Source organism: Kitasatospora sp. NPDC002522 (assembly GCF_053595195.1).
Genome location: NZ_JBSFXE010000020.1, coordinates 103,220 through 129,579, shown reverse-complemented (window position 1 = coordinate 129,579; position 26,360 = coordinate 103,220). Strand labels below are relative to the sequence as shown.

At 69.7% G+C, this 26,360-nt stretch carries 10 protein-coding genes and 1 pseudogene; 8 read left to right on the top strand and 3 right to left on the bottom strand.

Going from position 1 to position 26,360, the window contains the following annotated elements:
- The first annotated feature begins 28 nt into the window (after positions 1-28).
- From ACWD4U_RS18995 to ACWD4U_RS18975, 5 genes are all read left to right on the top strand, one after another.
- The gene (locus tag ACWD4U_RS18995) at positions 29-151 is read left to right on the top strand and encodes an ALQxL family class IV lanthipeptide (protein ID WP_363454675.1); all 123 of its coding nucleotides are present in this window, start codon (positions 29-31) and stop codon (positions 149-151) included.
- 41 nt (positions 152-192) lie between these two features.
- Entirely contained in the window at positions 193-309 is a 117-nt protein-coding gene (locus ACWD4U_RS18990; protein WP_363454677.1) for an ALQxL family class IV lanthipeptide, read from the top strand.
- Between the two features lie 45 nt (positions 310-354).
- Positions 355-471, top strand: coding sequence for an ALQxL family class IV lanthipeptide (locus ACWD4U_RS18985; protein WP_363454679.1), 117 nt, complete (start codon positions 355-357; stop codon positions 469-471).
- A gap of 79 nt (positions 472-550) precedes the next feature.
- On the top strand, positions 551-2,317 hold the full coding sequence (locus ACWD4U_RS18980) for an ABC transporter ATP-binding protein (protein ID WP_363454681.1): 1,767 nt from the start codon (positions 551-553) through the stop codon (positions 2,315-2,317).
- Positions 2,299-4,077: an ABC transporter ATP-binding protein gene (locus tag ACWD4U_RS18975; protein ID WP_363454683.1), complete on the top strand. Its 1,779-nt coding sequence runs from the start codon at positions 2,299-2,301 to the stop codon at positions 4,075-4,077. The genes ACWD4U_RS18980 and ACWD4U_RS18975 overlap by 19 nt, the downstream gene beginning before the upstream one ends.
- A 12-nt stretch (positions 4,078-4,089) precedes the next feature.
- On the opposite strand, the gene ACWD4U_RS18970 is transcribed toward ACWD4U_RS18975, so the two are convergent.
- The gene (locus ACWD4U_RS18970) at positions 4,090-9,567 is read right to left on the bottom strand and encodes an AAA family ATPase (protein WP_363454685.1); all 5,478 of its coding nucleotides are present in this window, start codon (positions 9,565-9,567) and stop codon (positions 4,090-4,092) included.
- 508 nt (positions 9,568-10,075) lie between these two features.
- On the opposite strand from ACWD4U_RS18970, the pseudogene ACWD4U_RS18965 reads away from it, so the two are divergent.
- Positions 10,076-10,243 (top strand): annotated as a pseudogene (locus ACWD4U_RS18965) (nitrate reductase); the annotation flags it as partial.
- Between the two features lie 531 nt (positions 10,244-10,774).
- On the opposite strand, the gene ACWD4U_RS18960 reads toward ACWD4U_RS18965, so the two are convergent.
- Together ACWD4U_RS18960 and mycP are read right to left on the bottom strand one after the other, a co-directional pair.
- Complete coding sequence (locus tag ACWD4U_RS18960; RefSeq protein ID WP_363454687.1) at positions 10,775-11,308, bottom strand: type 1 periplasmic-binding domain-containing protein; 534 nt, start codon at positions 11,306-11,308, stop codon at positions 10,775-10,777.
- A 31-nt stretch (positions 11,309-11,339) separates the two neighbouring features.
- Positions 11,340-12,587, bottom strand: coding sequence for a type VII secretion-associated serine protease mycosin (mycP, locus tag ACWD4U_RS18955; protein ID WP_449787235.1), 1,248 nt, complete (start codon positions 12,585-12,587; stop codon positions 11,340-11,342).
- 908 nt (positions 12,588-13,495) lie between these two features.
- On the opposite strand from mycP, the gene ACWD4U_RS18950 reads away from it, so the two are divergent.
- The gene (locus tag ACWD4U_RS18950; protein WP_363454690.1) at positions 13,496-25,294 is read left to right on the top strand and encodes a LamG-like jellyroll fold domain-containing protein; all 11,799 of its coding nucleotides are present in this window, start codon (positions 13,496-13,498) and stop codon (positions 25,292-25,294) included.
- Positions 25,295-25,306: 12 nt separating this feature from the next.
- Positions 25,307-25,798 (top strand): hypothetical protein, encoded by a 492-nt coding sequence (locus ACWD4U_RS18945; protein ID WP_363454692.1) that lies wholly within the window; start codon positions 25,307-25,309, stop codon positions 25,796-25,798.
- The last annotated feature ends 562 nt before the right edge of the window (positions 25,799-26,360 follow it).

The following is a 26,360-nucleotide window of genomic DNA, read 5'->3' as shown; positions in this document are numbered from 1 at the left end:
CCGATCCCGTGAGAGGAGGTGATCACCCATGGACTTCGACCTCGACGCCCTGCAGCAGCTCGCGCCGCAGGAGACGCAGACCACCGGCGCTTGCACCAAGAGCTGCTACCCGACGGTCTGCCCGGCCACCTGCACGATCACCGACCCGTGACCGGCGCCCGCAAGGACAACCCACACCAGAAAGGACCTCGCATGGAACTCGACCTCGACGCGCTGCAGGAACTGCCCGCGCAGGAGGAGCAGACCGGCTACTGCGGCCGGAGCTGCTCCGGCACCTGTCCGGCGACCTGCACCGTCACCGGGTTCTGACAGCCCGCCACCAGTCCGACCCACACACCGAAAGAGGTGCCGTACATGGAGCTCGACCTGGACGCCCTGCAGGAACTCCCCGCCGACGAGGAGCTGGCCGGGAACTGCGGCTTGAGCTGCTCCGTCAGCTGCCGGTCCACCTGCCACTCGACGGGCGTCTGACGCCGTAGCGGTACCGCGGTGCCGGAGCGACCCGGCTCCGGCACCGCGCCCACGCCCCCTTTCTCCTCCCGGAGGTTCCATGCCAGCCACCCCCGGTGGCCGACTGCTGGTCGCCACCGCGATCCGCCTGCGCACGCGACTGATCCTGCTCACCGCCGCACTCGGTACGCAGGTGGCCGCGGGGCTGGCCCTCCCGGTCCTGCTGGCCCGGGCCGTGGACGCGGTGCTGCGGCACGGCGACACCGTCCGGCCGGTCGCCGCCCTGGCCGCCGTGCTGGCCGCCGGCGCGATCGGCGAGACCGCCACGGTGCGGCTCTCGGTCTCGGCGGGTGCGCACGGCACCGCCTGGATACGGATGCTGACGGTCCGTCGGCTGCTCGGCCTCGGGCCGCGATCGCCGTTCCCGGTCGGGGAGGCGGTGACACAGGTGGTCCAGGCCGCGCCCCAGGCGGCCACCCTCCCCGCCCAGGCGACCGAATCAGCCGTCGCGTCCGCCGGCTCGGCCGTGGCGCTGGTCGCGCTCTGGACGGTGGACTGGCGGGCCGGCCTGGTCTTCACCGTGCTGTTCCCGCTCACCGCGCTGGTGGCGCGCAGGTTCATCACCGAGGCCGGCGACGCCGAGGCCCGCTACCTGGCCGCCCAGACCGGCATGGCGACCCTGCTGGTGAACGCGCTCGCCGGGGCCCGCACCATCCGCGCGGTCGGCACCCTGGCCGTCGAGACGGAACGCGTGGTCGCCCCGCTGCCGGACCTGTCCGCCGCGGGACACGCGATCTGGCGCGTCCAGCGGGACGTGGTGTGGAAGATCGGGCTGCTGATGCCGCTGACCCAGGTCCTGGTCCTGGCCACCGCGGGGCTGGACCTGGTCGCCGGACGCATCAGCCCCGGCAGCCTGCTGGCCGTCACCGGCTACCTGACCCTGGCCTCCGGCCTGCTCGACCAGGTGGACGTGTTCCTGGGTCTGGCGAGCGCCCGGGCCGGCGCGTCCCGGCTCGGCGAGGTCCTGGACCGGCCCGTCGTCGAGGGCGGGCCGCTGCGCACGCCGCCGCCGAGCGGGGCGCTGTCGCTGCGCGGCGTCACCGTCCGCCGCTCCGGCACCGCCGTGCTGGACCGGCTCGACCTGGACGTCCCCGACGGAGCGTCAGTGGCCGTGGTGGGCGCGACCGGATCCGGCAAGAGCCTGCTGGCCGCGCTGCCGGGCCGGCTGGCCGACCCGGACGAGGGGGAGGTGCTGCTCGGCGGGGTGCCCGTCCGGGAGCTGGACCTGCGTACCCTGCACGACGCCGTCGCCTACGCCTTCGAGCGCCCCGCGCTGCCCGGCGGCACCCTGCACGAGGCGATCGCCTTCGGACGTCCCGAACTCCCGCGCCACGCCGTCGAGTCCGCCGCCCGCGCCGCGCAGGCCGACCCGTTCGTGCGCCGCCTGCCCGCCGGCTACGACACCCCGCCGAGCCTCGCGCCGATGTCGGGGGGACAGCTCCAGCGCATCGGGCTGGCCCGTGCCCTGGCCCGCCCGGCCCTGCTGCACGTGCTGGACGACGCCACCTCAGGGCTGGACACGGTGACCGAGACCCTGGTCAGCGAGGCCGTCACCGAACGGCTCGGCGGCAGCACCCGACTGATCGTCACCCACCGCGCCACCACCGCCGCCCGCTGCGACCTGGTGGCCTGGCTGCACGACGGACGCATCCGCGGCTTCGCCCCGCACGCCGTGCTCCGGGCGGACCCCGCCTACCGGGCCGTCTTCGCGCCCGCTGCCGAACCCACCGCCGCCGAACCCACCGCCGCCGAACCCACCGACGACGACCTCCCCGGCAAGGAGCAGCGATGCACAGCCGACCGCTGACCGGCGCGGCAGCCGAACCGGCCGCCGCCGCACCGTGGTTCAGGAGGACGCCGCGCCTGGGCCTGACACCGACCGCGGCGGCGCTGCTCGCCGACGGCCTGCACGGGAGCCGGCGACCACTGCTGCGGATCGCCGGGCTGTCCGCGGTCGAGGCGGCCCCCGCACTCGCCTCCGGCTGGGTGACCGCCGCCGCCCTCGACCACGGCTTCCTGGCCCACCGCACCGGCACCGGACTGGCCTGGCTGGGCGTCCTCGCCCTGCTGTACCTGGTCCGTGCCTGCGCCGAGCGCGCCATGTTCGACCCGATGGCCGCAGTCGTCGAACCGCTGCGCGACCACCTCACCCGTCGGGTCGTCCACAACACCCTGCGCCAGGCGACCGAGCTGGGCCGCGACCCGGGCACGGCGAGCGTGTCCCGGCTCAGCGGCCAGATCGACTCCGCCCGCGGCCTGATCGCGTCCCTGCTGCGCACGGCGCGCCCGCTGGCGGTCACCCTCCTCGCGGCGCTGGTCGGACTGGCCGGGCTCGACCCGCTGCTGGCCGTCCTGGTGCTGGTCCCGCTCACCGCGGCGGTGGCCCTCTTCGCCTGGTCCATGCGCCGGCTGACCGCGCTGCGCCGGGACGCCCTCCTCGCCGCGGAGGAGGTGGCGCGCCAGGTCGGGGCGGTCCTCGCCGCCGCCCGCGACGTCACCTCGCTCGGGGCCGAGGAGCACGCGGCGGCGCTGGTCGAGGCGGAGTCGGACCGGGCCCGCAACTCCCTGCTGCGCGTCGGACGCGCCGTCACCCTGCGCATCCCCGTGGTGCTGCTCGGCGGGTACGTCCCGCTGCTGGGCCTGCTGCTCGGCCCGCGCCTGACGGACGGTCACCCGATCACCGTCGGCGCCCTGATCGGCGCGGCCGTCTACGTGGCGGGGTCCGTCGTTCCGGCGCTGCAGCTGATGACCGGCACGGTCGGCGGCTACTGGAGCCAGCTGGGTGTGCTGCTGCACCGCCTCGGCGAGGTCGCGCCGGAACGGTCGGCGCCCGCCCGCCCGGGGCCGGACGGGTCGCCGCTCGGGAGCCCTGCCGAGTCCGTGCCGATGCCGGACCTGACCGTCGACCGGTTGTGCTTCGCCTACGGCGTCGGCGCCGAGCCGGTGCTGCACGACCTGAGCCTCACCGTCCCGTTCGGCGACCACCTGGTGATCACCGGAGCCAGCGGCATCGGGAAGTCCACCCTCGCCGCCCTGCTCGCCGGCCTCCACGAACCGACGTCCGGCGCCGTCGCGTTCGCCGGTCGCCGGGTCACCGCGCTGCCGGAGGAGACCCGGTGCCGCCTGGTCGTCCTGGTCCCCCAGGAGGCGTACGTGTTCCCCGGAACGGTCCGGGACAACCTCCGCTACCTCGCCCCGCTCGCCGAGGACGCCGCCGTCCTCCACGCCGCCGAGTGCGTCGGGCTCCAGCCCCTGCTCACCCGGCTCGGCGGCCTCGACGCGCAGGTGGGCGATCCGGCCGACCTCTCCAGCGGGGAACGCCAACTCCTGGCACTCGTCCGCACCTACCTCTCACCCGCACCGGTCGTCATCCTCGACGAGGCCACGGCCCACCTCGACCCGGCCGCCGAGGAGCGGGCGGAACGAGCCTTCCGGGCCCGCCCCGGCACGCTCATCGTGATCGCCCACCGCACGGGTTCCGCCGCCCGCGCCCGACGGATCCTCCACCTCGACGGCGAGGCACACCGGCTGACGACCAATGAGCCCCTCGCCACCGTTGCGTCGTGAGCGGCGTGGCGCTCACCGGGACGGCGGGGCGGCGGTGGCCAGTCGCGCCCGCAGGTCGGCGGCGTCGGCGCCCAGGCGTGCCGAGCCGCACTGGTCGGCCAGCACCGCGGCCCGGTGCAGCCAACCGCCCACCGCGTCGGTCCGCCCGGCGTCCAGCGACACCGCCGCCGCCGTGAGCAGGGTGCGGGCCAGCTCGATGCGGTCACCGGCGTCGGCGAAGTCCGCGATCGCGTCCTGGGCGCAGCGCAGTGCGCCGTCGGTGTCCCCACCCACCGCGTGGGCCCGCAGACGGGCCCGCAATGCGAAGCCCTGCCGGCCCACGGAGGGAAGTTGGGCGACGCTCTCCTCGGCCAGCCGCGCCCAGCGGTCGGTGGCGGCCGGGTCGCCGTCCGCGGCTGCCACCTGCGCCAGCAGGTCGCACCAGCGGGGCCTGCGCCAGGCGGTGAGCCTCGGCAGCTCCTCGCCGCCCGCGACGTCCAGCAACTGCCAGCCGGCCCGGGCCGGGTCGCCCGTGTGCAGGATGAACTCGGCCTGGGCGCAGCGCACGGAGACCGCCCACGAGGTCAGCGTGCTGCCGACGGCCGCCCTGGCACGTTCGGCGGTGGCGGACGCCTCCGCCAGGTCACCGGGGCCGTCGCGCCAGAGCAGTACTTCGGCCCGCAGCGTCATGAGGACCGTCTCGGTGGTGGTGTCGCCGATCCGTCTGACGTGCTGGTCGGCCTCGTCCAGCGTGGTCAGTGCGCCGGACAGGTTCCCGGCGCGCAGCCGGGCGTTGCCGAGGACCGTCAGGATCTGCGGATGGATGTAGGTCTGCCCGGTGCGCCGGGACAGGTCCGCGCCACGGGCGAGGTGGCGCTCCGAGTCGGCCAGCCGTCCCATCATGCCTTCGGCGATGCCCACCTGGAACGCGGCTTCCAGGTAGGCCACCAGCATCGTGTCGGGGACGGTGTCCAGGATGTCGGCGGCCTTGGCCAGCGTCGCCAGCGCGCCCGCCTGGTCTCCGGTGAACAGGTGGCCGAGTGCTGCCTTGCCCAGGGCGTTGGCCTCGCCGACCGGGTCGAAGTGCGCCCGTGCGAGCCCGGCGGCGGTCTCGGCGTGCTGCTGGCACGTCTCGTAGTCCTGCACGTCGTAGGCGTAGTCGGCCAGTTCCGCGTGCAGGGCGGCGGCGGTGGCCGAGTCGTCGTCGGTCAACGCCGCGAGTCCGGCACGGGCGAGGGCGCCGGCTTCGCTGTACCGGCCCAGTCGCCGTTCGATCCGGCTGGAGTCGGCGAGCGCGGTCGCACCGTCGGCCGGCCCGCCGGGAATCTCCGAACGCAGCGCCTCGAGCAGCGCCCGGCCCTCCGAGGCGTCCCCGGTCAGCAGCCGGGCCCGGGCGAGCAGGACCTTCGCCTCGTACCAGTGCGCCCCGCCCTCGCGCAACAGCGACAGGGCGGCCTGCAGGTGGCCCGTCGCCACGGCCGGAGCGGTGTAGAGCATGCCGCGGGCCGCCGCGATCAGCGTCGTCGCGTGTTCCGGCTGCCACGGGTCGGCGGCCCGCGCGACGTGGTGGGCGCGCTCCGCGATCGGCGCCGCCCGCCGGGCGAGTTCGGCCTCCGCGCGCTGGTGCAGGGCGATGCGGCGGCTGGGCTCCAGCCGCTCGTAGACGACGTCGGCGACCGCCCGGTGACGCAGCGACAGCCGCGGCGCGGGCTCGGCCGGGCGGACCAGGTCGAGCCGGGTCAGCCCGTCCACTGCGGCCATGACCTCCTGCGGGTCCAAGTCCGCGACGGCGGCGAGGAGTTCCGGGTGGACGTGATCGCCGAGGACCGCCGCGACCTGGACGACTGACAGGGCGACGGCGTCGAGACCGTCGAGTTCGCCGAGGATCGCCGTCCCGGCATCGGCCGCCGTCCCACCGTCGGCGGCCAGCACCTTGAGGTACTGCGGGTTGCCGCCCGCCACGCCGTGGACCTCCTCCAGGTCCGGCCGGTCGCCGAGCAACTCGCGGGCCTGCGCCCGGGAGAGCGGTCCGAGGTTCCACACCTCCAGGAGCCCGGCGGACGACGCGCGGGAGAGCACCGCGGCGAGCGGGGACGAGAGCTGGCGCTGCCGGTAGGCCATCAGGCACAGCACCGGACCGGTGACGGTGGCCTCCAACAGCCGCTCCACGTCCGCGATCCGCTCGGGCGCGAGCTCGTGCAGGTCGTCCACCACCGCCAGGACGGCGGCGCGGTCGTCGGCGCGCGCCGCGAGCTCGTAGACGTCCACGAGGTCGGGTCCGGCGGGCAGCGGAGGCAGCGGCGCGTGCTTGCCGCGCGCGGCGAGCACGGGCACGCCCTGGGACCGGGCGTGCGCGGCGGCCGTCCACAGCAGGCAGCTCTTCCCGATGCCCGGCTCGCCGACCAGGACGACCGCCCGACCGGAGCCCGCCTTCAGCGCCTCCAACGCCCGGGTCACCGCGTCGAGTTCGACCTCCCGGCCGAGCAGCCGGGGCGCGTCGACCACGGCCCGCGGCGTCGCCGGCGCGAGGTCGCCCGCTTCCGGACCGTCAGCGGGAAGCGGCACCTCGGGGGCAGGCCGGCGGGCCTTGAGGTACGCCTGCTCAGGCCCGGTGTTGCGGCTCACGATGACGGCCAGCGCGGCGCGACTGGACACGCCGGTCTTGCGGTAGATCCGGGCGATGTGGGACTCGATGGTGCGCGGGCTGAGCACGAGCTTGTCGGCGATCGCGGCGCTGGTCAGGCCCTCGGCGACCAGTTCGGCCACCTCCCGTTCGCGGGCGGTCAGCGAGACCAGCTCACCGGCCGGTTCGGCCGGGGCGGCGAAGACCACCGGACGGATGCGTTCGGCGAGGCCCGAGAGCAGGCGGGCCCCTCCCTCCGAAGCCAGCCGTGATCCCCGGTGCCACATCTCGGCCGCGCCGGTGCCGTCGCCCACGGCGCGCGCGTGCGGAGCGGCGAGGAGCAGTGACTGCGCTTCGCGGAGCGTCGCCCGGGACCGGACGCTCTGCTCGGCCGCCGCGGTGAACATCCGGGCCGCCTCGGCCGAGTCGCCGTGGTACGCGGCGATCCGGCCGAGACTGCGCAGCGCCGCGCCGCGCTGGGCCGGCAGACCGAGTTGCTCCGCCTCCTTGCGGGCGCGCTCCGCCCAGCGCACCGCGGCGTCGGTGTCGCCGACGGCGAGGGCGGCGCTGCTGAGCATCTCCAGGCAGTTGGGGCGGGTCGAGGGCTGCAGCCGGCGCAGGTCGCTTCCGCCGCCGGCCCGCAGCAGGATGTCCGTCGCCCGGTGCGGATCGGCGGCGTCGAGTGCGGCGGAGGCGAGCATGCACAGCGCCAGGGTCGCCCACCAGTGGTCGTTGCCGCCGGCCGCGGCCGCGGCCTCCTCCGCGACGGCCAGTGCGCTCGGTGGTTCCGGCCGGCAGGCCTGCTGCAGGATCTGGGAGCGGAACGCCAGGGTGAAGGCGAGCAGTTCGTCACTCCCCACGGCGCGCGCCATCGGCTCGGCCTCCTCGGCCAGTTCCAGCGCGCTGGTGATCCGACAGGTGCTGAAGTGGACGTAGGCCTTCGCGGTCAGGAACTGCGGGACCAGACAGACCTGGCCGGTCCGCCGGGCGATCTCCAGCCCGCGGTCCAGACGGCTCTCGGCAGCGGCGTAGTCCTCCAGGAACGCCTCGGTCCAGCCCAGGGTGCACAGCGATTCGCACAGCTCGGCGAGGTCGGAGTCGGCCAGGGTCTCGGCGAGTGCGGCCGCCGATGCGGCAACGGTGCGGGCCGTGCCCAGGTCGCCCTCGTACGCCTCGCCCAGGGCGATCCGGGCCAGGGCGCCCAGCTCGCCGATCTCGTCGCCGAGCGAACGCGCCGCAGCCAGAACCTCGTTGATGTCGGCACGGGCCTCCGGGTAGCGGGCGGCGGACAGGATGCAGGAGCACAGCTCCAGGCCGATCCGGACCGCGTGGGACGCCGACGGCCCGGGGGTGCGGGCCAGTTCACGGCGGAGCATCGCCTCGGCTTCCTGGTGGCGTCCGAGCTGCCGCTCCAACTGGCCGCGCAGCGTGGCCGCAGCGGCGCGGATGTCGTCGTAGCGGTCCGGGGCCGGCATGTCCATCACCTGCTGCAGGAGGTCCCGGCCCTCCTGCAGCCCGCCGCTCACGCCGAGCGCGCGGGCCCGCAGGAGCGTCAGTTCGCGGCGGGCGGCGAGGTGTTCCGGGCCGTCCGGGAGCAGCCGCAGGACGACGCCGAGCCAGTGTGCGGAGGCGGCCGGAGCGGTCGCGGCGCTCTGCTCGGCGGCCGCGACGAGGACACCGGCTGCCTGCGGATCCCAGTAGGTCACCGACCGCTCGACGTGGTAGGCCCGCTCGATGACGGTGGCTCCGGCGGCGGCGATCTCCGCCGAGGCCCGGCGGTGGAAGTCCTCCCGCAGCCACGGGTCGATGTTCTCGTGGACGAGTTCCCGGACCAGCGGATGCCGCAGCGCCAGCCGTCCGCCCTGTCCTCGCCGCAGGAGGTCACGGTGCATCAACCCCCGCAGCGCGTGGATGACCTCCTCGGAGCCGGACCCGGTCAGTAGCCCGATCATCCGCGGGGTGGTGTGGTCCCCCAGGACGGCGGCCGCCTCCAGGATCCGGCGCTCCACGGGGCTCAGCGGCGCCAACTCGTCGAGCAGCAGCGTGCCGAGCCCGACCGGCAGGCCGTCCGGCTCTCCGGACACCGCCCGGCCCGCGACGGGGGAGGGGCGCCCCGGTGACTGGCGGGCCTCGCGGTGGGCCTGGAGGAGGGCGAGGAAGTACAGCGGGTTGCCGTCGCTCGCCGCGTACAGCTCCGAAGCCTGCGGCTGCGGAAGATCTGCGGCCAGGCCCTCCACGCAGTCACGTTCGGCCAGCGGGCCCAGCGTGATCCGGAGCACCGTCCCGGAGTCCACACCACGCGCGAGCGACGTGGTCAGCACGGGCGGAGTCTGCCGGCCCCGGCGGGAGACGACCAGGAGGAGCGGAGAGCAGACGGGATGGCGCACCAGGTGGTCCACCAACTCCAGCGACGCCGGGTCCGCCCAGTGGAGGTCGTCCAGCACCACGGCGAGCCCGTGCGGGCCGAGCCGGTCCAACAGGGCCGCGGTGGCCTGGTACAGGGCGAACCGGTTGGTGTCGCCCGGGGCGACCGGCGTCTCGGCGACGCCCCGCAGGGCCGGCGACAGCTCCGCCAGCGCGGGGAAGCGGCGCAGCACCACGGGGCTGAGGTCGGCGAACGCATCCGCGAACGGCCTGAACGGGCTGTGCTGTTCGTACTCGGTGGCCTGCCCGCTCAGCACGGTCAGCCCCCGGCTGCGGATCCGCGCGCAGAACTGCGCCAGCAGCCGGCTCTTGCCGATCCCGGCCTCACCCGTGACGTCGATGATGGCCAGTCCGCCGCCCTTGAGCTGATCCAACACCGAGTCCAACAGCCCGACTTCGGCAGCTCTGCCGACGAACGGCACCTGGCCGGCGCGCTCCGGTTGGCCGCCATACGCTTCGACCACGGGTGGCTCCCTTCAGATGAATCCTCCGCCAGGCTCAAGGCGCCGAACTGCGAGGGTAGGCCGAAACCTCGGATCTCGGACACGGGTTCTACGGCTGGCAGCAGCGTAGTTGATGCTCCGTCAGTAACCCGCTCACACGTGCGGGGCTCGGAACGCCCCTGCCGGCGGTCGCGGTGGTCCTGCCCACGGCGACCTCGGCACCGGACTCCGCCCGGGCCTCGCACTCGTGGCGGCTGCCCGGCGCTCGGCGTCCGATCATGACGACCAAGCCGGAATCGGCGTCGATGAGGAGGGTCAGCATAGCGATGCCGGCCCCGGAACGGGTTCCCCGAGGATCTTCCCTGCCGGGCCTGCACTCAGTCGTTGCCGAACGCGGAGTGATGGAGCTGTGGTGGCCGTCCCCGCGGTCCGTCGATCGATGACACGGGTGGCCTGCGTCGGTGCGCCGGCCGCCGTGGGAGATCATGGCGCGACGTACGGATGGTCGAGCGCAGAGGCGGAGAGCGGCATGAACGTCGGGTTCGGGTGGAAGCTGCACGGCGACGGGCGCTCCCCGCGGCCCGGGGCGGTGGTGAAGCCGGACGAGCGGCTGTCGTGGGGGAGGACGGTCGGGCTCGGCGCGCAGCACGTGGTGGCGATGTTCGGGGCCACCTTGGTTGAACCAGTACTGGTGGGATGAGTTCTCCAAGTCCCTTCTGGATAAGGGGATTTGAACTATGAGGAATCGTCAGATGGGCAGCTTTGGTTAGGGCAACCTCAGCTCATCTGGTGCACTTGCCTGCCGGCAGGCACAGCACGGCCACCTCGACGAGAGTTCAGTCGGACATGAACAGCCCGATGGTGTTGGTGCAGGTGTCCGGGCCAGCTCCACGCGCGCGGGGGTAGCCCGTCATCCACGAGCGCGTCAAGATCGATCCACTCGTCAGCCCCATCCACAACTGCCCTTGCCGACGGCGGTGATTGCGTGGGGTGCGGGCAGAGCCCTGTTTGAGGTCTCAAAGTCCGCCCGGGCGGACGCCGTGCTGTTCCTGGCGCCGCGGTGCCGGTACCGCTGCCGACGGCCGTCTCCGCTTCGCGGCCGAATGCGGACAGCGTGGTGAGATCGACACCGACGAGCAGGATGGAGGCGAGCCAGGGTCCAGGGCTCCGGACTCCTACCGTGAGGCTGGCCGCTCGAGGGCGGGCTGAAGTCGCGCGTCACCTATGGCTACCGGATGGGCGTGGACTCCTGGATGCTTTGCATCTGCTGGCGGATGCGGTCGGGTGCTTCGTCGGCGGTCACTACGGTCGCACCCGCGATGGTGGTCGACGACGTGGGTTCGACTGCGGTGAACTGGATCGTCGGTACCAGCTTGGCCAGTGGGGCGATGGCTTGGCCGAAAGGTGCGCCCACCGTGACGATAAGGGTGCATCGTTGGCTGATCAGACCTGCGAGGTATGACTGCGCTTGGGCGGGATCACTGACTGGCATGGTGAGCTGCTGGGCGTTCTCGGCGTTCGGTTTCGCCGCGTCCTGAATGGCTGCCCAGACCTTGGCGACAGTCGCGGACTTGGTGGCGGTGGCGCTGTCCGAAGCCAGGCACACCGTTGGGCGACCGGAGACATTGTTGGCGACCACCTTCGGCGGGTGTTTCGGTTGGCCCTCGCCGTACACGAGCAGGAGGACCGTGAATGCGGCGACGCAGGTGACCGCGGTGGCGATGAGGATGACTCGGGCCCGCCTGGATGCGGGGAACTTCATCGGATGGCTCCTTGCAAGGTGGGTGTCCCGATCATCGGTGTCGACGATTGGGTTGATTCCTGGGCCGCGATCCGCCCTGGCGGGCTGCGGCGCTCGGACGGGCGCTCGGTCGGTGCGGGTGCTTGATCTTGTTCAGGGGCCGATCTTCGGGGGTCGGTGTGTTTCCGGTCGTACGGCGCTTGCGGCGCCACATGAGGACAACTGCCATGGCTGCTAGTCCTGTTACGCCCAGAGCTGCTAGGGCGAGGGCGAGGCTGGGCGAGTGTCCCGTAGGTACCGGGGGATTCGGGGCGGGGTGAAGAAGCGGGTTTCCGGTGTCGGCCGTGTCGACGCGGGCTGTGAGAGCGGCCAAGGGATTGAGTCTGCCGTAGCCGGTCTTCGGGTCCGGTTGGTTGTGGTGGCCGTCGGTTGTGGTGATGAGGCGGCGGATGACCTGACCGTTGGTCAACTGGGGGTAGCGGGCACGGACGAGAGCGGCGCTGGCCGAGACGTAGGCGGCGGCGTAGCTGGTGCCGCTCGCGTTGACGTATTGCCCTTGGTCGTTGGCGGAATAGATTTCCTCTGCGGGTGCGGCGAGGGTGATTCCGGTGCCGGACTCGCTGGGCTTCCAGAACTGGCCATTCTGGTCGATTCCCGAGACCGAGACGACGCCCGGGAACGCGGCCGGGTAGAGGGCGGGGTTGTCGCTCTCTCCTTGGTTGCCGGCTGATGCGACAAGAACGATGTCTTTTCTCAGTGCGTATGTGACGGCCTGTCGAAGCAGTGGGTCGGGGCTCGGAGATCCTATGGAGATATTGATGACTCTGGCACCGTGATCCGCAGCCCAGACAATGCCCTGGGCAAGTGTTGACGGTGAGACCTGGCTGCCCTGGGCGACGCGGACGGGGAGGATTTTCGCGTCGGGGGCGAGTCCTGTCAGGCCCGTCCCAGGGGCAGGACCTCCGGTGGCCGCGATGATTCCGGCGATGGAGGTGCCGTGGGAATCACCCGAGGTGTCGGTTCGGCCGTCTCCGCCATCGCCGAGCAGGCTGGTGCCGGGAAGCACTTGGCCGGCCAGGTCAGGATGACTGGCAGCGACGCCGCTGTCGACGACGGCCACGGTTATCCCCCCGCCGCGGGAGAGCTGCCAGACCTTGTCGGCTTGGAAGTGGTGACTGTCCAGCGGCCACTCGGCGCTGCGTACGGAGTCGGCCTGCGCGGAGCTGCCTGTCAGCGCTGCGACTGAGGCGGCGAGAAACACGGCCGTACATCTCAGCAAAGGCGGGCGGGTTCCCGGCACGGCGGCCTCCTGCGATCAGCGGGCGGTTTGCGCCTGCGTGCCCGGAACTGGCCACTGACTGTCAGGCGTCTAGGGGACGGAGCGTGATAGTACCCGCTGCCCGGATGGGACATAGAGACGGCGGCATGACTGATGGACCATCAAATCTTCCTCATGTCGGCGGACTGCAAAATCTTGGCAAGCAACGCTGAGTCATATCGACGCGAATAGATGTAGAAGCCGCATGTCACCCTCGGCGAATGATCGACAGAACATACGTGTGATCGGTAGAAGGTTGTTCGCCTGCTCTCGGGAGTGGGCGTACTTCTTCTGCGCTCTGGGGGTCGGCTGTGCGCCGCTCGTCGCTGTACTCGTTCGGTTCGCTTGTGAGGATGGCCGCGGCGGCTATGCGGCTCGCTCGGCGGACTACGCGACCTCGTCTGCGCTGGGCCGCGCTCCAGTGGACCGCCGTGGTCACCGGCCTGGCTGTGCTGCTCATGTTGTCGACACAGTCAGCCAGCGCCTTTACGCTCCTGCAGGCCGGTAAGGCGGGAAGTGCTCCGAAGACGCCGGAGCAGCTCAGTGGCAGCGCAGCGGGCCGCTCATCCGTGGTCTCGGCCTCTGCTACGTCCCGCAATTCGGGGAAGGACAAGGGCGACCACGTGCCTGCGGCGGGGGAGCTCCCGGAGCAGTCAGGCCCGACGAGAACCGGTGGGCCTCGGCTTTCTGATGTTCCCCCTCCTGCGGTGAAGGGTGAGGAAACGACGCCACCCGAGTGGATGAATCAGCGCAAGTCCGGGCCGTCTGCGGCGCCTTCGGCCGCTTCCGTGCCGTCCTTGGCACCTACGGACGCCGCTAGCTGGATCGGTCCGGCAGGTTCCGATGCAGGCGCGACTGAGCTCACGGCTTCTCGGACGGCGACCACGTCGGTGTTCCAGAACCCGGATGGCACCAAGACGGTGCGGATCTACAGCCGCCCCGTGCACTACAAGAAGTCCGACGGTTCCTGGGACAACATCGACACTGGGCTCGCTCAGCGTCGCGACAGGCGCTGGAGCGAGACGGCGAACGGCCAGGACATCAGCTTCTCCCCGAAGGCCGACAGCACCGCTCTGCTGAACTGGTCGGTCGATGCCGGCCACAGCCTCTCCTACAGCCTGAAGGGAGCTCAGGCGGCCACCGCCGTGGCCAAGGCGGACACACTCACCTACCCGATGGCCGCGCAGTCGACCGACGTCGTCTACAACACCCTCGCGTCCGGGATCAAGGAGTCGCTGGTCCTCCACGACGCATCGGCACCGACCACCTGGGTGTTCCCGCTGACTCTCAATGGCCTCACCGCCACGCTCGACGACGCGGGCGACGTGCAGTTCACCGACGAGACCGGGCAGGTCAGGCTAAAGATCCCCCACGGGTTCATGGAGGACTCGGCCGTCGACTCCCACTCGGGTGACGGTGTCATCTCCGACGGAGTCGCGTACCACCTCACGACGGTCGACGGAGCCCCGGCACTCGAAATGGACCTCGATACGGCATGGCTGCACGACTCCCACCGCGTGTTCCCGGTGAAGGTCGACCCGTCCACGAGCCAGATCAACTCCACGCGTACCACATACGTCTCGACCCAGTACCCGAGCAACCACTCGTCCGAGAACGAGCTACGCGTCGGCAGTTACAACGGCGGCACCGACTCCAACGTCGGCTACGTCGTCTTCGACAACATCGGCACGACGCTGCAGAACATGTACGTCGAGAAGGCCGAGCTCGACATGGACGCAATCTGGGGCGGCGGATGCTCCTCCCGGTCAGTGGATGTGCACCCCATCAACGGGTCGTGGGATCCGGGAAGCGTCACCAGTGCATCCCAGGTCGCCACCAGCAGCTCAGTCATCGGAACGGCGAATTTCCAGGCATACAACTACAACTGCTCCAACTCGCCGAGCGGCCCGACCTGGGTGCCGTTCGATCTCGGTGATGACCCGACGACTGCTGGTGTCCAGTATGTGAACGGCTGGACCCATGGTGGCGGCAACTTCGGCGTGGCGTTGACCGCCGACACGGGCGATGTCGCGGCATGGAAGAAGTTCAACAGCGTCAACACCAGTTTCCCGCCGTACCTCAAGGTCACCTACGTGGACTGGGCCGCGACCTACTCCACCGATGGGACCTACAACCCGCCGACGTACAACACGGCAGGCTCGCAGCAGCTCACCATGACCAACCAGGGTGCCAATTGGTGGGACTCAACCAGCATGCAGGTGAAGCCCAGGTTCTACGACGCCAACTGGCACGAGCAGTTCCCCGCCAGCAGTCCTCCGCTTACCGCGATACCTGGATCCCAGACTCCCGTACATAGCAATCAGACGGTGACCTTCACGGCGACGATCCCGCCGATCCCACCGGGGCAGCAGTACCAGTTGTGCTGGGACGGATACGTCCAAGGCATTACCTCGCTCAGCGACTCCTACCGCGTTCCGGTATCGCACTGCACTTGGATCCAGGCGGCCAATGTTGCACCGCAGATTGATACGGCGTCACCACTCGGGGGCACCGTTGTCGGCGTCTTGACTCCCCAGTATTACGCGTCGGGGCATGACCCGGACAACTTCCCGGGTACCGGCCTGCAGTACCAGTTCCAGGTGTTCCCGGCGGCCGGCTCGACCCCGGTGGCGGACTCGGGTCTGCAGGCGAACACCTCCTGGTCGGTGCCATCGGGCCTGTTGGCGTGGAACTCCAGCTACTACTGGATCGTCCGAGTGACGGACGGTCAGGCGTCGTCCGCGTGGTCGAGCCCGATCCCGTTCTCGACCAAGGTGCAGCAGCCGGTGATCACGGGCCAACTGGGCGGCGCCGCAGGCGACGTCGAAGGCCACACGTTCAACGCGCAGGTGGGCAACTACACCACCGACGCGACGGACGCGGCGGTGGCGGCTGTAGGCCCCGCGCTGCAGGTGCAGCGTTCCTATAACTCCCTTGACCCGCGGACCTCGGCGCTGTTCGGAGCGGGCTGGTCGTCGACGTGGGACATGAGCGTGGTCCCCGACGCGGACGGTACCGGCTCGGTCCTGGTGACCGGGGCCAGCGGCCGGGAGGAGCGGTTCGGCCGCAACGACTTCCAGCTGACCCAGATGGCCGGCGCGGGGGATCAGACCGGTGACGGTATCGACGACGCGGTCGCTGTCGATTCGACCAACGGACAGCTGTGGCTGTACCCGGGGCCTGACTTCTCTGCGTCGAAGCGGAAGATGCTCGGCGTCGGCTGGTGGGGCCTGTCGCACCTGACTGGTGCGGATGTGACCGGTGACAATGTCGGCGACCTCCTCGGGGTGGCGAACTCCGACGGCACGCTGTGGGAGTACAAGGGCGTCGCCGGTGGCGGCTACAGCACCAAGACGGCTGTCGCCTCGGGGTTCGGCTCGATGACCGACCTTGCGATCACGGCACCGCTGGCCGGCGGCGGCGGCAAGGACCTGGTCGCGGTGGACTCCACGACCGGGCTCCTGTGGGCGTACCCGTTCAACTCCGATGGCACGCTGAACACCGCGGGCCGCGCCTCGCTGGGCACCGGTTGGAATGGAATCACCGAGCTGATCGGCGGCAACTTCAACAGCACGGGCATCGGCTCGCTCGTCGGTATCCAGACCGGTACCGGCAACCTCGTGCAGTACCAGGGCACCGGCAACACCACCCTCGGTACCAGCACGCTCGGCAACCCGACGGTGCTCGGCACGGGTTGGGGCGGCATGCGGAACCTCGCCCCCATCCGTGGCGTACCCGGCGACAGCGGCACCGGCGTCCTCACCGTCGCCAAGGACACCGGCATCCAGTACCTGTACCACAACAACGCCACCCAGAGCGGCGGTGCCAAGACCACGACGGGCATGGCGCTCTACAGCTCGGCGCAGGGCGAGTTCGAGACCCTGGCGACCGACACGGCCACGGCAGGCGGCGGCTGGGTCCTGCAGGACAAGACCGGCACCGTCTACAGCTTCAACCAGCCGACCGCGAACAGCGGCTTCCAGCTGTCGAAGATCACCGACCGTGAGAAGCACACCCAGGTGCTGCACTACAACACCTCCGGGAAGCTGGACACCGTCACCGACAGCACCTCGGCGAGGGTGCTGCACCTGACTTGGACGGCGGACGGCCGGCACGTCGCCAGCGTCACCACCGACCCCGTCTCCGGCACAGACCCCGCGCTGACGTGGACGTACAGCTACAACACCAACGGGACCAACAACCCGGACGAGTTGGACAAGGTTTGCGCGCCGCCGACCGGCGGCAACAGCACCCCGTCCTGCACCCAGTACACCTCCCAGGCCGGCTCTCACCTGCGCAGCGCGACGCTGGACCTGGTCCCGTCGTCGTACTGGCGCCTCGGCGAAGCCAGTGGCACGACCGCGGCCAGCGAGGTGATCGCCAACCAGGGCAACGACAAGGGCACGTACACCAACGTCGGCCTCGGCACCGCGCAGGGACCGCTGTCGCCTATCGCCTCGGCGGCCGCGCCGAAGGCGGCCGCGTTCAACGGCACCACCTCCTCGGTCGCCCTGCCGAGCGGGAAGCTGAAGAACAGCTACCAGTCCGTCGCCCTGTGGTTCCAGACCACCAGCGCCGGCATTCTGATGTCCTACCAGAACACGGCACTGACCGCCGTGCCCTCCCACGCCTCCCCGGTCCTGTACGTCGGCGCCGACGGCCTGCTTCGCGGTGAGCTGTACAGCCCGACCGTCGGCACACACCCCATCACCACCACCGGCACGGTGACGGACGGCCAGTGGCACCTGGTGGTGCTCTCCGGCCAGGGCGCCTCGCAGACGATGTATCTGGACGGGGCCGTGGTCAACCAGGCCCCGCTCGCCGGGCAGATCGACCACCTCGACCAGGACTCGGTGTTCCTCGGAGCCGGCTACGCGACGAACCTGCCCTGGCCGTCCGCGCCGAGTGCCGCATCGGACGGCAACAACCACTTCAACGGTCAGATCGCCGAGGCCGCCGTGTTCGACCACGGGCTCGGTGCTCCGGCGGTGGCCTCGCTGTGGCAGGCCCGGCAGCACGCCTCCACCGAACTGATCAAGCAGACACTGCCCTCGGGGAAGACCAAGCTCGCCGTCAGCTACGACGCCGTCAACGACCGCGCGAGCATCGTCACCGACGCTTACCAGGGCAACTGGACGATCACCCCGCCGACGGTGTCCGGTTCGTCGCAGGAATACCGCAGCGCGGTGATGGGCGCGAACCCGGCAGGGTATTGGCGACTGTCGGACGGGCAGGGAACCCAGGCCTACAACCAGGTCTACGTCCCACGCCCGACCCCGAACAACGGCACGTACTCCAACACCACCCTGGGTGCGGCGGGACCGGTCGCAGGCTCGACAGCGGTGTCGTTCAACGGCACCACGTCCTGGGCGGAGGTGCCCGCCTCCTACGCGCCGCAGTCCGGCCCCGGCGCGATCGGCGTCTGGTTCAAGACCACGACCAGCGGCGTGCTCGTCGGATACGAGGACGCGCCGATCGGCGCCACCGGCGCCAGCGGGCAGATGTGGAACCCCGCCCTGTACGTCGGCACCGACGGCTACCTCTACGGCCAGATGTGGACCGGAAGCGCGAACAACAGCCTGAAGTCCGCCACCAAGGTGAACAACAACATCTGGCACTTCGCGCTGCTGTCCGCCGACAGCGCCACCAGCCAGACCCTGTATCTCGACGGCCAGGCCACCGCGGGACCGCGCACCGGCGCGATCATCGGCCAGGGCACCGGGCACGTCTACATCGGCGCGGGCGCGGCCGCCAACTGGCCGATGGCCTCCACCACCGACCCGTGGATGCACTTCAACGGCCAGATCGCCGACGTGGCGATGTTCGCCCACGGCCTGACCTCCACCACGGTCTCCAACCTGTACACGCAGGCGACCGGTGCCGGCGCGAGCGCGTCCGCGTACGACGCGGCCGTGGTGGGCGCCTTCCCCACCGGCTACTGGCGGCTGAACGACGCCACCGGAAACACCGCCAACGAACTGCTGTCCTCCGCCGCGCTCGCCCAGAACCGCGGCACCTACACCAACACCACCCTCGGCACCACCGGCCCGTGGGCATCCGGCACGACGACCGGCGCCAGCTTCAACGGCACAACGTCCTCCACGCAGCTCCCGGCGAATGCCGTCCCCAAGCTCGGCGCCGGCGCCACCGTCGCCCTGTGGTTCAAGACCAGCAGCCCCGGCGTGCTCTACGGCTACCAGGACTTCCCGCTCGGCGGATCCCACACCACGTCGAACGTGTGGAACCCGGCCCTGTACGTCGGCTCCGACCACCTGCTCCACGGCCTGCTGTGGACCGGAGGCGGCGTCGCCCCCGCCACCTCGACCGCCGCGGTCGACGACGGCAGGTGGCACATGGCCGCGATCTCCGCCACCGGCAGCAGCCAGCAGCTCTACCTCGACGGGCAGGCCACCGGAGGTGCCATCAGCGGCGCCCTCAAGTACAACGGCGCCAGCAACGCCTACCTCGGCGCAGGCAACGTCGACACCTGGCCCTCGGCACCCACGGACGCAAGCGGCCACCTCAACGGGGCGATCGCCGACTTCGCGATCTACCAGTACGCACTCGCCGCCGGCACCATCAGCACCCTCTACACCACCGCGACCACTGCAGGCAGCACCGGAGGACTCGACGCGGCCAGCGCCTACCGGGCTCAGGTCGTCGACCAACACGCCAGCGCCTACTGGCGCCTGGACGACCCGGCGGGCTCCGCCTACGCCGCCGACGAGCTCGGCACCGCCCTGCCTGACCAGACCTCCTCCGGCACCTACACCAGCACCAACCTCGGCACCGCCGGCCCCTCCGGCGACCCCAACCAGGGATCCGCCACCTTCAACGGCACCACGTCGGTCCTCCAACTGCCCTCCAGCGCCGCCCCGGTCAAGGGCCCGGCCACCATGGAGCTGTGGTTCAAGACCACCACCGCCGGCGTCCTGTACTCGTACCAGTCGATGCCGATCGGCACCGCCCCGGTCAACGGCGCCGGCATGTCCTGGAACCCCGCCCTATACGTCGGCACCGACAGCAAGCTGCACGGCCTGTTCCTCGACCAGCCCGGCAGCACCAGCGACCAGCTGACCACCAGTCAGACCGTCACGGACGGCAAGTGGCACCAGGCCGTCCTCGCGGCGACCGCCCACTCCGAGACGCTCTACCTCGACGGCCAGCAGGCCGGCACCGAGAACACGGGCACGATCTCCTACAACGGCACCTCCTACGTCTACCTCGGCGCGGGCGCCGTCTCCTCCGCATGGCCGGCCGCCCCCTCGGACTCCAGCGGCCACTTCAACGGCTCCATCTCCGAAGCCTCCTACTACGAGACGACTCTCGACGCGGCCACCGTCAGCGCCCACTTCCAGGCCATGGGCAACGCGTCCACGCCGACGGCGGTCACGCTCGCGACGGTGACCGACCCGGGCGGCAGCAAGCTGAAGTACCGCTACGACACCCGTACCGGGCAGCTGACTTCCTTCACCGACGCCACGGGCAACATCACCTCCTACACCTACGACACCTCGGGCTTCCTGCACACCGTCACCGACGCCGACGGCCACGCCGTCACCACCGGCCACGACGCCCGCGGCAACGCGGTCTCCCGCACCTCCTGTCAGAACCCCGCGAGCTGCCAGACCAGCTACAGCACGTACCTGCTGGACACCGTCAACCCGTACAACCCGACCAACGACAAGCTCGCCACCTTCAGCGACGCCCGGTCCCTCAGCCCCACCGACCCCGCCTACACGCCCACCTACACCACGACGTACGCATACAGCGCGGCCGGTGACCTGACCTCGGTCACCACCCCGGCGACCAGCGACTTCACCAAGGGCCGCACCACCTACTCCACCATCACCGCCGGCACCGAACAGGCCGTCGACAGCAACGGAAACCCCATCACCGGCGGCACCCAACCCGCAGGCCTGACCGCCGCCCAGTCCGTCACCGTCGATGCGAACGCCTACCCGCAGGCCACGTCACTGCCCGCAGAGCAGAAGACCCAGTACTCCTACGACACCGCCGGCAACCTCACCAAGACCGTCACCCCGCTCGGGCTGACCACTACCTACACGTACGACAACCTCGGCCGCCGTACCGCCAAGACCGAGACCTGCGCCAACTGCGGCATCGGGCAGACGAGGATGGTCAGCACCACCACCTACGGCTGGGATGGCGAGGGCAACCCCGTAAGCCAGAAGGACCCCGGCACCACCGACACCGTCACCAGTAAGAGCCACACCCGGCAGACCACCACCACCTACGACGCGGACGGCGACCCGATCAACGAGACCGTCGCCGACACCGCTGTCGGCGGCGACGCGTCCCGGACCACCACCTGGGCCTATACCGCCAACAATGACCTCCTCGCCCAGGTCACCGACCCGGCCGGCCACAAGACCAGCTACACCTACGACGCGTTCGGCCGCACCAAGACCGAAACCGATGCCGCCGGCACCACGTACAACCACGTCTACTCAGCCCGAGGCCAACTCACCCAGGTAGCGATCTCCAACTACACCGGCGACCCGAACCACCCCGTCAGCTCCCGTTACCAGATCATCGAAGCCCGCGCCTACGACCCCGCCGGCCGACTCGCCATGGTCACCGACGCGATGGGCCGCACCACCCACACGTACTACAACGACGACAACACCGTCGCCGAGACCGACCTCGACGGCTTCCACAGCTTCAACGTGAGCACCCAGTCCTTCGACGGCACCACCCGCGACGTGGTTCTCCAGCAGAACACCTACGACCCCGCGGGCCACCTCACCCAACGCGTCACCGGCGGCGGCAAGACCACCGTCACCAACACCTTCGACGCCGCCGGCCGCACCACCAGCACCACCCTCGACCCCGGCGGGCTCAACCGCACCACTACCTATAAGTACGACGCCGCGAACAACGCTCTCAGCGGCGTCCTCACCGGTGGCGGGGACAGCCGAGAGACTGACTACACCTACGACGCGCTCGGCAACCCGTTGAGCGAGACGGTCAAGAACTCGCCGGCCGACTCGGTCACCACCCACACCTACGATCAGAGCGGTCGGCTCACAACCACAGTGAGCCCGCTCGGCAACGTGACCGGGGCCGACCCGACCGCATACACCACCAGCTTCACTCACGACGCCCTCGGCCGGCTCACCACGACCACCGGCCCTGCCATCGCCACCACCACGTTCAACATGGCGACCGGCGCGCCCGTGACGCTGCCCTCGGCCAACCCGTTCATTCGTGTCGGGTACGGGGTGTTCGACAACCCGACCTCCGTCCAGGATCCGAACGGCAACATCACCACGTACACCCGCACCTACGACACTGCGGGCGAGCACGACTCCGCCGCCAAGAACTCCTACACGGCCCCCGGCCAGACCACCGCCGTCACCGCGGTCACCCAGATCGACTACGACGCGATGGGCCGTGTTGGGACGGTGCATGACGCCAAGGGCCAGGTCACCAAAAACACCTATGACCAACTCGGCAACCTCGTGGAAACCGACTTGCCACCGGTCAACACCACCACCCCGAAGGTCATCAGCGCCTACGACCTCGACGGCGAGAAGCTCTCCACGACCGACCCGATCGGCGCCCAGGCGCAGTCCACCTACGACGACCTCGGCCGCCGCATCACCCAAACCCAACTGGTCCGCAGCACCACCGGTGGAGCCACCGCCGCCTACACCGCAGCGTTCGGCTACGACGACGCAGGCAACGGCATCACCGTCATCACCCCCGGCGGAGCTGCCGCCACCGCGGCCTTTGACGCGGCCGGTGAACGGACCAGCGTCACCGACCCGCTGAACAACACCACCAGCACCAGCTACAACCTGGCCGGCCAACCCACCAAGACCATCCTCCCCGGCAGCCAGCCCGGTGCCACCGGCCCGTCGGCCACCATCACCTACGACCACGCCGGGCGCGTCACCTCAGCCGCTCAGCTGTCCACCGCCGGCACCACGCTCGCCACCACCAGCAACGTCTACGACGTCGCCGGCAACCCGACCTCCGCCACCGACGCCGACGGCAACACCACCGCCGCCGACTACTACGCCAACGGCCACGTATGGCACCACACGGAGCGCGTCACCGCAGACAAGAGCATCACCACCACCTTCGGCTACGACGCTGCGGGCAACCGCACCGCGTACACCGACGGCAACGGCAACACCACCTACTACACCTTCAACACCCTTGGACTGCCCGAGTCCACCATCGACCCCGCCACCTCCGCCTACCCCAACGTCGCCGACCGCGCCTACACGATCGGCTACGACATCCTCGGCGAGCCCGTCACTAAGAACGAGCCCGGCGGCGTCACCATCACCAGTACCTACGACCCGCTCGGACACCTGACCAACCAAACCGGCACCGGCGGCGAAGCCGCCACCCCCGCCCGAGCCCTCGGCTACGACCTCGACGGCCACCTCACGTCGCTGTCGACCCCGAGCGGTAACCAGGCATACACCTACGACGACCGCGGCTTCACCCTCACCGCGAGCGGCCCGCTCAGCCACGCCACCTACACCTACAACCCGGACGGCAACCTCACCTCGCGCAGCAACGAGGCTGGAACCACCACCTTCACCTACGACCCGGATGGGCACCTCAAGACCCTCGCCGAACCCTTGACCGGAACCACCCTCACCTACGGCTACACCCCCCGAGGCCAGGTCAGCACCGTCCAGTACGGCACCGGCGACATCCGCAGCTACACCTACGACGACCAGGGCAACGCCACCGCCGATAACCTCAAGACCAGCACCGGCGCAACCGTCTCCTCCCTCGCCTACACCTACTTCCCGTCAGGCCGGCTGAAGACCAAGACCACCACAGGCCTCGCGGGCGCCACGACCAACACGTACACCTACGACCAAGCCGGCCGCCTGGCCACCTGGAACAACGGCACCACCCCCACCGCCTACGGCTACGACGGCAACGGAAACCTCACCGCTAACGGCATCAACACCGCCACCTACAACCAGCGCAACCAGCTCACCAGCAACAGCCTCGGCGCCAGCTACACCTACACCGCCCGAGGCACGCGCTCCGCCGCCACCACCGGCGGCAGCACCACCAGCGCGACCTACGACGCCTTCGACCAACTCGCCACCCAGCAAGCCCAGAGCTACACCTACGACGCGCTCGGCCGCCTCACCACATCCAACGGCCACGGCTTCACCTACGACACCACCACCAGCAGCCTCACCTCCGACGGCACCGAGAACTACACCCGCACCCCCGCCGGAGCCCTCACCGCAGTCGGTACCGGCACCAACGCCGCCCTCGCCTACACCGACCGCCACGGCGACCTCATCGCCACCTTCACCCCCACCGCCACCACCCCCAGTGGCTCCACCGCTTACGACCCCTGGGGCAAACCCCTCAACACCACAGGCACCAACCACAACCTCGGCTACCAAGGCGGCTGGACCGAAACCACAACCGGCCAAATCAACACCGCCAGCCGCCGATACGACCCAGCAACCTCCGGATTCACCAGCCGAGACACCGCCAACCTCGCACCCACCACCGCAGCACACGCAAACCTCTACAGCTACGGCGCAGGCGACCCCCTCAACACCACCGACCCAACCGGACACAACCCCTCGTGCGATCCGGACACACCCCCCGGAGACCCACAACCGCAGGACACAAAGTGGCCCGGGCACAACCGATACCTTGACCTTGGCGATGACGGTTTCAACTACTCCGCATACTTCAACATGATGAGCTACGGCGAGAGCTCATCAGGCAACGAGTTCATGTATGAACTAGGCCACCCCCATGGTGGGCATCTGACGGCATACAATGGATATGCTTGGTATCCGGTCTCCGCCACCGAAGCCGAACTTGCTGAAGCCGAGGCCGCAGATGCACAAGTAATCAGCATCTTCTCGCTAGTCAGCTATCTTGAGGAAGAAGACATCGCGCTAGGTGAGGTCGCCGCGTATAGCGGTTGCGACACCGACGGCCCGCCCCCGCATCGGCCCGCACCGCCCAGGCCTGACCCCCACAAGATCACGCCGAAACCCTGCGTAGTCTGCACGACCCCCGCCCCACCAAGCGGAATGAACGGACCGGAAGCAGGCCCGACAAACTCTGGAACCCCGACCACCGGAACTGCAACGCCGGGTGGATCCCCGTTCCAGGTTGGCCAAGTTGATTCGAATCAAGGCCTCGGATTCAGTCCAGGATTTAATGGGAACCTGCCCGATCGAGATGGCTGTAACACTGGCGCCGGCTTCACCGGAATAAACAAGGTATATCTGCCAAGAAAAATGCAAGCTGGACAGTGCGTGGCGGCCGGCGCTTTTGCAGACCTAACGCCAAGCGACTACACGCCGCCGCCACGGCCAAAGTTGGGCTTTGCGCTACCCGGGCTGACCTCGTTGCCGGACGACAACAGGGCGCGAGGGCATCTAATTGGATATGCAATGGGGGGATCAAATAAGGATACTCGAAACTTTGTTCCCATGTACCAAGAGGCCAACCAGTGGATGTATGATAATGCGGAAGATCCCGTAGTCGAGGCACTCAAGGGCGGCGGGTCTGTATTCGTGGAGGCCCGACCAATTTATGGAAACATGGCGTCGCCGGTGCCTACGGCGATTGAATATGTAACCTTCGGTGCGGTGGCGGAAAGGTGTATCATCATGAATAATTCGACTGCCGCCGGCAGTTGGTGCAATTAATAGGAGCTGGACGTGCGAAGCGTGGCCGACTTTGTGGAGATTCTCGGATTTCCGATCAGGAGCGATTCTGAAGATGTTTGTAGCGTTGGCGCAGGGTGGGGTATTGAATTCCCGTCAGATTTCTGTGAGATTGCCGGCGCGTATGGTGATGCGACCATTTCCGAGTACATCTTTTTTTGTGGAGCTCGCCGACTTGAAAAGTATGCCATGGGCATGGGTAGAAAGCTGGAGCAGTCTCGAAAGGTTCCAGAGCTGGTTCTCCCTTCGCCGGGTGGTGCGCTAGTTTGGGGGAATACGCTTGAGGGGGACCAGTTCTTCCTGGTGCCACGCAAGGGGGGCAAATGGACGGTTTCGGCGTTCCGTCGAGGTTGGGGCGACTGGTACGAGTCGGATTTGGAATTCAGCGAATGGTTCTATGCGGCATTGGCGGGCGAGATTGCTACTGACTGGCTCCCCGAGTGGGGGAAAATGCCGCACGCTGTCAGACCTATGGTTGAGCGATGATTCTCCCTGCCTGTCTCCTGTTCGCGCCCGGGAAGTCAGCCGATCTGCCGCCCGCTCGTCCGTCAATGCAGTACGAATCGCCTGTTCCACCTCCCGCAGCTATGCCGCGCTGAGCCCATCGCCCGGCGTGCGTGCTCGGTCGACGTGGCGACCAGGCGGTGGCGTTGCCCGGACAGTTGCGGGTGGCGTCGATTCGGGCTTGTGGCGGATTCCTGGGCGTCACGCAGTGCGCGGCCGAGCTCCAGCGACGAGCTGACCTCCTCGCAGCAGCGGCGCACCAGCCAAGTCACCGTGAACACGGCGAGTGTGGCTGGTGCAACGCCTCGATCGTCGCGGCAAGCGGTCGGTCTCCGGCCTTCCGGGCCCGGCTGCCACAGCGTCCGCGCGCCGCGGTGAAGGCCGACGGCGGCACGTACCATTCGTTGGCAACCGTCCCGAATACCTACGCCAACCGCGTTTACCCACTCGTCCACCGATGGCGACTCACCCACTCCTCGGGCACTGCCGCGCCCGAGGGTACCCGCCCCCACCGCACCGCCCGCCTGGCGGGTACCACAGTGCC